This is a genomic window from Angustibacter sp. McL0619 (genome assembly GCF_049994355.1).
GTDB lineage: Bacteria > Actinomycetota > Actinomycetes > Actinomycetales > Angustibacteraceae > Angustibacter.
In genome coordinates, this window is the sequence record NZ_CP188257.1 from 4,375,138 (window position 1) to 4,384,452 (window position 9,315).

Genomic DNA, 9,315 nt, shown 5'->3' on the forward strand with positions numbered 1-9,315 from the left:
CCTGGTTCAGCCCTGGCCCTTGGCCAGCTCTCGGCTGCGGTCACGGGCTGCCTCCATCGCGGTCAGGAAGGCTGCCCGGACCTTGTGGTCGTCCAGCTCGCGCAGCGCGGCCATCGTGGTGCCGGCCGGGCTGGACACCTGCTCGCGCAACACCGTCGGGTGCGTACCGGTCTCGCGCAACATGGTCGCCGCACCGTAGAGCGTCTGCACCACCAGCTCGGTGGACGTCGCGCGGGGCAGGCCGAGCAGCACGCCGGCCTCGATCATCGCCTCGACCACGTAGAAGATGTACGCCGGGCCCGAGCCGCTGATCGCGGTGACCGCGTCCAGGTAGTTCTCCGGCAGCCGCAGGACGCGCCCGCACGAGCGCAGCAGCTCCTCGGCCTCGGCCAGGTGCGCCTCGTCGCAGTGCTCGCCGGGACTGATCGCGGCCATGCCCTCGTCCACCAGCGCCGGCGTGTTCGGCATCACCCGGACCACCGGAGTCCCTTGCGGCAGACCGGCTTCGAGCGTCGCGGTGGTGATGCCGGCGGCCAGCGAGACCACCAGCGCGCCGGGCCGCAGCGCGTCACAGATCTCAGCGAGCGCGGTGGCCATGTCCTGCGGCTTCACCACCAGCACCACGGTCGTGGCCGCCGCGGCCGCCGCGGCGTTGTCCAGCACCTGCACTCCGTACTTCTCGGTCAGCTCGGCGGCTCGCTCGGGACGGCGCTCGCTGATCACCAGCGAGTCGATCGCGCGCCCTGAGCGCAGCAGTCCGGACAGCAGGGTCTCGCCCATCACCCCGGCGCCCAGGATGGCAACGGTCATCGCAGCACTCAGCCCTTCGTCGCCAGCGCGCGCAGGAAGAAGACGGTGTTCGCTGGGCGCTCGGCGAGCCGGCGCATGAAGTAGCCGTACCAGTCGTCGCCGTAGGGCACGTAGACGCGCATCTTCTCGCCCTGGTCGGCCAGCCGCTGCTGCTCATCGGGTCGGATGCCGTACAGCATCTGGAACTCGTAGCTGCCCTGGGCGCGGCCGGCCTGCACCGCGAGCGCCCCGCCGATGTCGACCAGCCGCGGGTCGTGGGTGGCCAGCATCGGGTAGCCCTCGCCGTTCATCAGCACCTTGGTGCAGCGCACGTAGGAGCGGTCCACCTGGTCGCGGCCGGCGAAGGCCACGGACTCGGGCTCCTTGTAGGCCCCCTTGCACAGCCGCACCCGCGAGCCGGCACCGGACAGGTCGCGACAGTCCGCCTCGGTCCGGCGCAGGTAGGCCTGCAGCACCGCGCCGACCCACGGGAAGTCGGCGCGCAGGTCGCGCAGCACGGAAAGCGTGGAGTCGGTGGTGGTGTGGTCCTCCATGTCGAGGGTCACCGTGGTGCCGGACTGCTGCGCGGCCTGGCAGATGTCCCAGGCGTGCTCCAGCGAGATCTTCTCGCCGTCCCCCTCCAGGGCCTGGCCGACGGCGGAGAGCTTGACCGACACCTCGGCCCGTCCGTCCTGGGTGAGGCCGGCTTCGGCCAGGTGGCCGATCAGGGTGATGTAGGCGTCCCGGACGCCACGGGCGTGCGCCAGGTCGAAGGTGTCCTCACCGAGGTGGTCGATGGTGACCAGCCGGCCCGAGCCGATCAGGTCGGACGACGCGTGCACGGCGTCGTCGACGTCCGCGCCGGGCACGAAACGGTGCACCACGCCGCGCGAGACCGGTGCCGTCTCGACCAGGTGGCGGACCCGGTCGCTCTTGGACATGTGCAGGAGGGCCTGACGAAGCATGGCGTCAGGCTACGGCAGGTGGTCAGGGTGTGCGGCGGCGCAGGGTTGCCGCGCCGAGCACGACCGCAGCGACGGCGAAACCGAGCACGACGGCGATGTCGGCCAGCGCCCCCGAGGTGACCTCGGGGTTGGTCGTCACGGCGGTCGCGGCGTCCACGGCGTAGGACAGCGGCAGGACGCTGGAGATCGCGTGCAGGACGTCGGGGAGCTGGTCGCGCGGCAGGAAGAGACCGCACAGCAGGAACTGCGGCAGCACCACGGCGGGCAGGAACTGGACCGCCTGGAACTCGGTCGCCGCGAAGGCGCTGACGAACAGCCCGAGCGTGCAGCCGAGGACCGCGTTGGCCACGGCGACGGCGCCGAGCAGCCAGACCGGCCCGGCGACGTCCAGACCGCACACCAGGATGGCGAAGGCGGAGGCGACGACGGCCTGGATGACGGCCATCACGCCGAACGCGACGGCGTACCCACCGACGAAGTCCCCCTTGCCCAGCGGCATGGCGAGCAGCCGCTCGAGCGTGCCGGACTGACGCTCGCGCAAGGTCGCCACGCTGGTCACCAGGAACATCACGACGAACGGGAAGATGCCCAGCAGCGGTGCACCGATCCGGTCGAACTCGTCGGTCCCGGAGAACATCCAGGCCAGCAGGCCGATCAGCCCGCAGGGCACGACGATCATCAGGCCGATGGTGCGCGGGTCGTGCCGCAGCTGGGCGACCACCCGACGGGCGGTAGCCGTGGTCAGCCGGGCGCTCATGCCGCGCTCCGCTCGACCAGGGCGAGGAAGGCAGCCTCGACGTCCGGCGTGCCAGTGCGCTCGAGCAGCTCGGCCAGGGTGGTGTCGGCCAGCACGGCGCCCTCGCGCATCAGCACCAGCCGGTCGCAGCGGGTCGCCTCGTCCATCACGTGGCTGGAGACGAAGATGGTGGTTCCGGAGGCGGCGATCCGGGCGAACAGGTCCCACAGGTCGCGGCGCAGCACCGGGTCCAGCCCCACGGTCGGCTCATCCAGTACGAGCAGCTTCGGGGTGCCGAGCAGGGCGACCGCCAGCGAGACCCGGGAGCGCTGGCCGCCGGAGAGCTGGTCGGCCCGGGACTGCGCGGCCTTGACCAGGTCGACCTCGGCGAGCACCCGGTCGACGTCCTCGCGCGGCGCGCCGACCACCGCGGCGAAGTAGCGCAGGTTCTCGCCGACCGTGAGGTCCTCGTAGACGCTGGGCGCCTGGGTGACGTAGCCGACCTGACGGCGCAGGTCGGCGTGGCCAGCCGGCAGGCCGCACACGGTCACGATGCCACCGGCAACCTGTTGCACGCCGACGATCGAGCGCATCAGAGTGGACTTGCCGCAGCCGCTGGGGCCGAGCAGTCCGACGACCTGGCCGGTCGGCACGGTGAGGTCGAGCCCGTCGATCACCTGACGACCGGCCCGGGTCACCCGCAGACCGCTGATCCGTACCGCCGCTTCATCATTCATCACACGATGAATTTAGCACGTAGCGGCGTCCGTCGCCAGAATCCGAAGCTCCTCAGTCAAGCTCGCCGGTCAGGTAGCGCTGGACCGTCGGCGCGAGCCAGCGGACGACGTCCTGCTCGCTCGCCGAGGCCAGCGGCTCGAGATGCACGACGTACCGCGCCATCGCCAGCCCGACCAGCTGGCTGGCCAGCAGCGAACCGCGCAGTTCGGGCTGGTCGCTGCCGAGCGCCTTCACCACCCGCCCGAAGATCTCGCGCGCCAGGAACTCACGCAGGGTGCGCGCGGCGTCCTCGTGCGTGCTCGCCGCGTTGATCAGCGCCCGGATCCGCGGGGTGCCCTCCTCGGTGTCCCAGGCCCCCAGGAAGACCCGCACGATGCGCTCGCCGACGGTGGCCGGGTCCCCCTCGATGGCCGCGTCGATGGCCGTGGTCGGGTTGAACGGCAGCTCCTGGCTGGCCGAGAACAGCGCCGCCTTGTCCGCGAAGTAGTGGTGGACCAGTGCCGGGTCGACCCCCGCGCGGCGAGCCACGCCACGCAGGCTGGTTGCCTCGTACCCGTGCTCGGCGAACGTCTCGCGGGCCGCGGTGACGATGTCCGCGCGGGTGTCCGAGCCGGCCGGCCGCCGTCCGCGCGGTCGCTGCGGGTCGTTCACGGCCGGTCCGGTGCGGGCGCGGCGAGGTTGAGCCGGGCGAAGGCGAGCGCCTCGGCCAGATCGACCTCGCGGTCCGCGCGGTCCCTGAGCCGGCGGGTGCTGATCTCCACGACCACGTTGCCGGTCCACTGCCGGACGGCCAGTCGCTCCAGCAGCTGGGCGCAGGGCTGGCCGCCTCGGCCGGGCACCAGGTGCTCGTCCTTGGCTGAGCCCGATCCGTCCGCCAGGTGCACGTGCACCAGCCGGTCGCCGAGCGTCTCCGCCATCGCCAGCGCGTCCGACCCGGACGTCGCGGTGTGCGAGAGGTCCAGCGTGACGTTGGCGTAGTCGTAGCCGACCGGGTCCCAGCCCGGCAGGTAGGCCAGGATCTCGCGGCTGCGCGCCCGCCAGGGGAACATGTTCTCCACGGCCAACCGCACGCCGGTGCGGTCCTCCAGCTCGCGGATGCCGGTCTCGAACGAGCGCGCGTACTCCCGCTGCCAGCGGAACGGCGGGTGGACGACGACGGTGCCCGCACCGACCGCGGTGGCGACCTCGCAGGCCCGGTCCAGCTTGGGCCACGGGTCGGTGCCCCAGACCCGTTGGGTGATCAGCAGCGTCGGCGCGTGAATGGCCACGATCGGTAGGCCGTAGTGGTCCGACAAGCCTTGCAGCGCAACGGGATCCTGGCTGACCGGATCGGTCCACACCATGATCTCGATGCCGTCGTAGCCCAGCCTGCTGGCGATCTCGAACGTCGTGGCGCAGGTCTCCGGGTACGTCGATGCCGTGGACAGGGACACCCGCGCCCCCGGAACCCGCACCGCCCCGCTCATGTCGTACACCCTAGAAGGCCGCGGGCCCTCCCGACGGCAGACGGGTCAGCCGGCTCCGATCCAGTCCAGCCGGCGCAGGATGACGCCCTCGCGCAGCGCCCAGGGGCAGATGTCGAGCGACTCGACGCCGAGCAGGTCCATCGCCGCGTCGGCCACGATGGCGCCGGCCAGCAGCTGACGGGCCCGCAACGGCGAGACCCCTGGCAGCGCGGCCCGCTGCGCCTCGGACATCAGCGCGAGCCGCTCCAGCCACCGCGCAACGTCCGCGCGCGCCAGCGACCGCGGGGTGAACGGGCCCTGCGAGGACGAAGGGGCGCCGGCGACGCGGGCCAGTGAGCGCAGGGTCTTGCTGGACCCGACGACCCTGTCGGGGCTGCCGGAGACCGTCACCGCTCGAACCACCTTCGCGACGTCCGCGCGCACCGTGCGCCGAGCCGCGCGGACGGCGTCCGGCGAGGGCGGGTCGCCCGGCAGCTGCTCACGGGTGAGCCGGCCGGCGCCCAACGGCAGGGACAGCGCGACGTCCGGCTCCTCGTCCAGGCCCGCCGCGACCTCCAGCGAGCCACCGCCGATGTCCAGCACCAGCAGCCGTCCGCTGGACCAGCCGAACCACCGCCGCACCGCGAGGAAGGTCAGCCGCGCCTCGTCCTCGCCGCTGAGCACCTGCAGGTCCGCGCCAGTGCTGTCCCGGACCTCCTCGAGCACGGCCAGCCCGTTCGGCGCCTCGCGGATGGCGCTGGTCGCGAAGCCCAGCACCTCCTCGCACCCCTGGTCCTCGGCGACCCGCAGGGCCGAGCGCACCGCCTGGCGCAGCGTGTCGTGGCCGGCGGCCGTGATCGCGCCGGCGGAGTCCAGGTGCTCCGCGAGATGCAGGTCCGCCTTGTGCGAGTAAGCGGGCAGCGGGTGCGCACCGAGGTAGGCGTCGACCACCAGCAGGTGGACGGTGTTCGACCCGACGTCCAGCACCCCGAGCCGCATGGCGCTCACGCTACCGGCCGACCCGCAACGGCGTACTGTCATGAGCGCGGAGCCATCCAGGCTTCCGAACAGGGAGCAGGCCATGGCCGACAAGTCGCCCCGACAGCACATGACCAAGAAGGCGGGCAAGTCCCTGAAGGAGAAGCGCGCCGACAAGCACGCCAAGGCGGACGCGCAGAACAACCACCACATCGAGATCGTGCAGAGCAAGAAGCGCTGAGCAGTCCCGCTTAGGCTGGGGTCGTGCCCGAGACCCCGCTCGACATCGCCCGCACCTGGGTCGAGTTCGTCGACCCCGCAAGTGCGCCCGGCGAGCAGCAGGTCTTCCGCTGCGACCTGACCTGGCTGACCTCGTCCTGGACGTGCATCTTCGGCCAGGGCTGCCAGGGCATCTACGCCGACGCGCCGGACGCCGGCTGCTGCACCCTCGGCGCGCACTTCACCGAGAAGTCGGACTACCGCCGGGTGAAGGCGGTCGTCGGCGAGCTCTCGCCCGAGGTGTGGGAGAAACGCGCTCAGGGCCTGGGCAAGAAGGGCTGGACCGAGCTCGAGGACGGCGCCCGCAAGACCCGGGTGGTGGACGGCGCCTGCATCTTCTTGAACTCGCGAGACTTCCCGGGCGGGTACGGGTGCGCGTTCCACCACGAGGCCGCCCGGCGCGGCGTCCCTTTCCACACCCTCAAGCCGGAGGTCTGCTGGCAGCTGCCGACCCGGCGCACGTACCGCACGGTCGAGCGGCCGGACGGCACGTCGTACCTGGAAGCCTCGATCGGCGAGTACGACCGCCGCGGCTGGGGCGAGGGCGGGCACGACCTCGACTGGTACTGCAGCGCCAACAGCGAGGCGCACGTGGGCACGCAGCCGGTGTTCCGGTCCAACGAGGGCGAGCTGCGCGAGCTGATGGGCGACGCGGCCTACGAGGTGCTCGCTGAGCGGTGCGAGGCGCACCTGGAGACCGTGGCCGCGGCCCGGACGACGGCCGGCGGACGACGTCTGCTGCCGCTGCTGGTGCACCCGGCCACCCTGCTCGCGGAGCAGGAGTCCGCCGCACGGGCATGACCGGGCAGCGGGTGAGGGGGGCCATCCCCAGCCCGAACATCTGGGGCGCCCCGGAGGTCTACGAGACCGAGAACCGCGCGGTCGACCCGGACGGTGTGATCGAGGCCGCGATGGCGGCGCGGCACGACTGGTCGGGGCAGCGGGTGCTGGACCTCGGCTGCGGCACCGGCTTCCACCTGCCCGGGTTCGCCGAACGCGCCGCCAGCGTCGTCGGGGTCGAGCCGCACGGGCCGTTGCTGTTGCGGGCGCAGGCGCGCGTCGCCGGGCTGGGCACCGTGCAGGTCCTGGCTGGCACGGCGCAGGCGGTCCCGCTGGCCGCCGCCTCCGTGGACGTCGCGCAGGCTCGCTGGGCGTACTTCTTCGGGCCCGGCTGCGAGCCCGGCCTGGCCGAGCTGGCCCGCGTCGTCCGGCCTGGAGGGACGGCGTTCGTGATCGACAACGACGCCAGCCGCTCCACCTTCGGCGGCTGGTTTCGGCGATCACTTCCGCGCTACGATCCCGTTGCCGTGCAACGGTTCTGGACCCGACAGGGCTGGCAGCGCGAGCCGCTGGACCTGCGCTGGTCGTTCGCCGCGCGGGCCGACCTCGAGGCGGTGGTCCGGATCGAGTTCGCGCCGGACCTGGCCGACGAGCTGCTCGCCGGGCACGCCGGCACCGAGGTCGACTACGCCGTCAACCTGTGGTGGCAGCGGTTCTGACGTCCTTCCGGTCGGCTTCTAGGGGTTTGCGGCGAGCAGTGATCGGCGGATAGTGGTTGCCATGAGCGCTCACGCGAAGAACTCCGCGCCACCAATGCGCTACACCGATCCCAACACCCACCACATGGACAAGCCGCCGGCCATCTCGCTGGTCGAGCTCGCGATGGTGGGCGTCGCCCTGCTGTTCGCCCTCGTCGCGCCCGCGCTGGTCGTGTCGCCGTCCGAGACCAGCGCACCGGGCGACCAGGTCGCCCTGGCCGCCGGACTGTCCGTCATCGGGGCCGCCGTCGCCGTTGTCATCTCGTTGCTCGCCTACCGGCGCACCAAGAACTTCTCCTGGCTGGTGATCGGGATCGTCCCGTCGATCTCGGTGATCATCGGTGCGGCCATCATGGCCGGAACCAAGGCCTGACTGAGTCCACGCGGCCAGGCGCGGGCCGCGTTGTCGGTGACCTCGCCTACAGTCGCGCTCATGTCGACGCCCACCAGCCGCAAGAGCGCCCCCAAGGCCGCTTACCGCTGCGCCGAGTGCGGTTGGACGACGACCAAGTGGGTCGGGCGCTGCGGCGAGTGCCAGGCCTGGGGCACGGTCGAGGACGCCGCAGCGGTCCCGGTGCGTACGACGGTCGCCGGTCCGGTGACCACCGCCGCCCTGCCGATCCTCGAGGTGGACGCGCAGCTCGCCCAGGCCCGGCCCACCGGGGTCAGCGAGTTCGACCGGGTGCTCGGCGGCGGGCTGGTCCCGGGCGTGGTCGTGCTGGTCGCTGGCGAGCCGGGCATCGGCAAGTCGACTCTGCTGCTGGACGTCTGCGGCCGTGAGGGGCGAGCCGGCCGGCGGGTGCTCTACGTGACCGGCGAGGAGTCGGCCGCCCAGGTGCGGCTGCGCGGCGAGCGCATCGAGGCACTCGCCCGCACCCTCTATCTTGCGGCGGAGACCGACCTGGCCGCCGTGCTCGGGCACATCGACCAGGTGCAGCCCGACCTGCTGGTGATCGACTCCGTGCAGACCATCGGTTCCGCCCAGGTCGACGGAGCGGCCGGCAACGTGGCACAGGTGCGTGAGGTGGCGGCCGCGTTGATCGCGGTGGCGAAGGCCCGCGGAATCGCCACGCTGCTGGTCGGACATGTGACCAAGGACGGCTCCATCGCCGGGCCACGCGTGCTCGAGCACCTGGTCGACGTGGTGATCCAGTTCGAGGGCGAGCGGCACAGCCGGCTGCGCCTGGTCCGCGCGGTGAAGAACCGGTACGGCCCGACGGACGAGGTCGGGTGCTTCGACCTGTCGGACGTCGGGATCACCGGCCTGGCCGACCCGTCCGGGCTGTTCCTGTCCAGCGGCGGCGCCGACGCGCACGAGCAGGTGCCCGGCACCTGCGTCACGGTCACCCTCGAAGGGCGGCGACCGTTGCTCGCCGAGGTGCAGGCCCTGGTCGCGCCGAGCGTGCTGCCGTCCCCACGGCGGGCGACCTCCGGGCTGGACGGCAGCCGGGTCTCCATGCTGATGGCTGTGCTGGAGCGCCGGGCACGAGTCACCCTGCGCAACGCAGACATCTACGTCTCCACGGTCGGCGGCGTGCGGGTGAGCGAGCCGGCCACCGACCTCGCGGTCGCTCTGGCCGTGGCCGGCGCCGCGAACGACCGGGCCCTGGTTCCGCGCACGGTCGCCTTCGGCGAGGTCGGGCTGGCCGGCGAGATCCGCCCGGTGAGCGGGGTGCCGAGGCGGCTGTCCGAAGCCGCACGGCTCGGCTTCACCGCCGCGATCGTGCCCCCGGGATCGGCCGGGAACGGGGCGCTGCCGGACGGCCTGCGGATCATCGAGGTGCCCGACCTGGCGACCGCCGTCCGGTTGGCGATGACCCGCTCGGTGTGAGCACTTCTCGGCGTGC

At 72.4% G+C, this 9,315-nt stretch carries 12 protein-coding genes; 5 read left to right on the forward strand and 7 right to left on the reverse strand.

What is annotated here, in order from left to right:
• Positions 1 to 6: 6 nt before the first annotated feature.
• From proC to ACPPVT_RS20595, 7 genes are read right to left on the reverse strand one after another with little or no spacing between them, the layout of a single operon-like run.
• Positions 7 to 810 (reverse strand): pyrroline-5-carboxylate reductase, encoded by an 804-nt coding sequence (gene proC / locus ACPPVT_RS20565; RefSeq protein WP_426563582.1) that lies wholly within the window; start codon positions 808 to 810, stop codon positions 7 to 9.
• An 8-nt stretch (positions 811 to 818) separates the two neighbouring features.
• The gene (locus ACPPVT_RS20570; RefSeq protein ID WP_426563584.1) at positions 819 to 1,754 is read right to left on the reverse strand and encodes a proline dehydrogenase family protein; all 936 of its coding nucleotides are present in this window, start codon (positions 1,752 to 1,754) and stop codon (positions 819 to 821) included.
• 22 nt (positions 1,755 to 1,776) lie between these two features.
• Positions 1,777 to 2,511 carry an ABC transporter permease gene (locus ACPPVT_RS20575; RefSeq protein ID WP_426563586.1) on the reverse strand — a complete coding sequence of 245 codons (735 nt, stop codon included), beginning with the start codon at positions 2,509 to 2,511 and terminating at the stop codon, positions 1,777 to 1,779.
• On the reverse strand, positions 2,508 to 3,227 hold the full coding sequence (locus ACPPVT_RS20580; RefSeq protein WP_426563588.1) for an ABC transporter ATP-binding protein: 720 nt from the start codon (positions 3,225 to 3,227) through the stop codon (positions 2,508 to 2,510). Before ACPPVT_RS20580 ends, ACPPVT_RS20575 begins: the two co-directional genes overlap by 4 nt.
• Positions 3,228 to 3,279: 52 nt before the next feature.
• The gene (locus ACPPVT_RS20585) at positions 3,280 to 3,879 is read right to left on the reverse strand and encodes a TetR family transcriptional regulator (RefSeq protein ID WP_426563590.1); all 600 of its coding nucleotides are present in this window, start codon (positions 3,877 to 3,879) and stop codon (positions 3,280 to 3,282) included.
• A complete protein-coding gene (locus tag ACPPVT_RS20590) occupies positions 3,876 to 4,694 on the reverse strand; it encodes a sugar phosphate isomerase/epimerase family protein (RefSeq protein WP_426563592.1) in 819 nt (272 codons plus the stop codon). The genes ACPPVT_RS20585 and ACPPVT_RS20590 overlap by 4 nt, the downstream gene beginning before the upstream one ends.
• A gap of 45 nt (positions 4,695 to 4,739) precedes the next feature.
• On the reverse strand, positions 4,740 to 5,672 hold the full coding sequence (locus ACPPVT_RS20595) for a Ppx/GppA family phosphatase (protein WP_426563594.1): 933 nt from the start codon (positions 5,670 to 5,672) through the stop codon (positions 4,740 to 4,742).
• An 82-nt stretch (positions 5,673 to 5,754) separates the two neighbouring features.
• Between ACPPVT_RS20595 and ACPPVT_RS20600 the strand changes: the two genes are divergently transcribed.
• The 5 genes from ACPPVT_RS20600 (at position 5,755) to radA (ending at position 9,299) form a co-directional block, all read left to right on the forward strand.
• Positions 5,755 to 5,892 (forward strand): hypothetical protein, encoded by a 138-nt coding sequence (locus ACPPVT_RS20600; RefSeq protein ID WP_426563596.1) that lies wholly within the window; start codon positions 5,755 to 5,757, stop codon positions 5,890 to 5,892.
• Between the two features lie 23 nt (positions 5,893 to 5,915).
• Positions 5,916 to 6,731, forward strand: coding sequence for a hypothetical protein (locus tag ACPPVT_RS20605; protein WP_426563598.1), 816 nt, complete (start codon positions 5,916 to 5,918; stop codon positions 6,729 to 6,731).
• Positions 6,728 to 7,429 carry a class I SAM-dependent methyltransferase gene (locus ACPPVT_RS20610; RefSeq protein WP_426563600.1) on the forward strand — a complete coding sequence of 234 codons (702 nt, stop codon included), beginning with the start codon at positions 6,728 to 6,730 and terminating at the stop codon, positions 7,427 to 7,429. The genes ACPPVT_RS20605 and ACPPVT_RS20610 overlap by 4 nt, the downstream gene beginning before the upstream one ends.
• Positions 7,430 to 7,490: 61 nt before the next feature.
• Complete coding sequence (locus ACPPVT_RS20615) at positions 7,491 to 7,841, forward strand: hypothetical protein (protein WP_426563602.1); 351 nt, start codon at positions 7,491 to 7,493, stop codon at positions 7,839 to 7,841.
• Between the two features lie 60 nt (positions 7,842 to 7,901).
• Positions 7,902 to 9,299 (forward strand): DNA repair protein RadA, encoded by a 1,398-nt coding sequence (gene radA, locus ACPPVT_RS20620; RefSeq protein ID WP_426563604.1) that lies wholly within the window; start codon positions 7,902 to 7,904, stop codon positions 9,297 to 9,299.
• Positions 9,300 to 9,315 lie beyond the last annotated feature (16 nt).

What these genes read in the sequence shown, in the direction of transcription:
- ACPPVT_RS20590 (WP_426563592.1), bottom strand. Translation starts at nt 4,694, where the DNA reads ATGAGCGGGGCGGTGCGGGTTCCGGGGGCGCGGGTGTCCCTGTCCACG.
- ACPPVT_RS20595 (WP_426563594.1), bottom strand. Translation starts at nt 5,672, where the DNA reads ATGCGGCTCGGGGTGCTGGACGTCGGGTCGAACACCGTCCACCTGCTG.
- ACPPVT_RS20580 (WP_426563588.1), bottom strand. Translation starts at nt 3,227, where the DNA reads ATGAATGATGAAGCGGCGGTACGGATCAGCGGTCTGCGGGTGACCCGG.
- ACPPVT_RS20575 (WP_426563586.1), bottom strand. Translation starts at nt 2,511, where the DNA reads ATGAGCGCCCGGCTGACCACGGCTACCGCCCGTCGGGTGGTCGCCCAG.
- ACPPVT_RS20615 (WP_426563602.1), top strand. Translation starts at nt 7,491, where the DNA reads ATGAGCGCTCACGCGAAGAACTCCGCGCCACCAATGCGCTACACCGAT.
- radA (WP_426563604.1), top strand. Translation starts at nt 7,902, where the DNA reads ATGTCGACGCCCACCAGCCGCAAGAGCGCCCCCAAGGCCGCTTACCGC.
- ACPPVT_RS20610 (WP_426563600.1), top strand. Translation starts at nt 6,728, where the DNA reads ATGACCGGGCAGCGGGTGAGGGGGGCCATCCCCAGCCCGAACATCTGG.
- proC (WP_426563582.1), bottom strand. Translation starts at nt 810, where the DNA reads ATGACCGTTGCCATCCTGGGCGCCGGGGTGATGGGCGAGACCCTGCTG.
- ACPPVT_RS20570 (WP_426563584.1), bottom strand. Translation starts at nt 1,754, where the DNA reads ATGCTTCGTCAGGCCCTCCTGCACATGTCCAAGAGCGACCGGGTCCGC.
- ACPPVT_RS20600 (WP_426563596.1), top strand. Translation starts at nt 5,755, where the DNA reads ATGGCCGACAAGTCGCCCCGACAGCACATGACCAAGAAGGCGGGCAAG.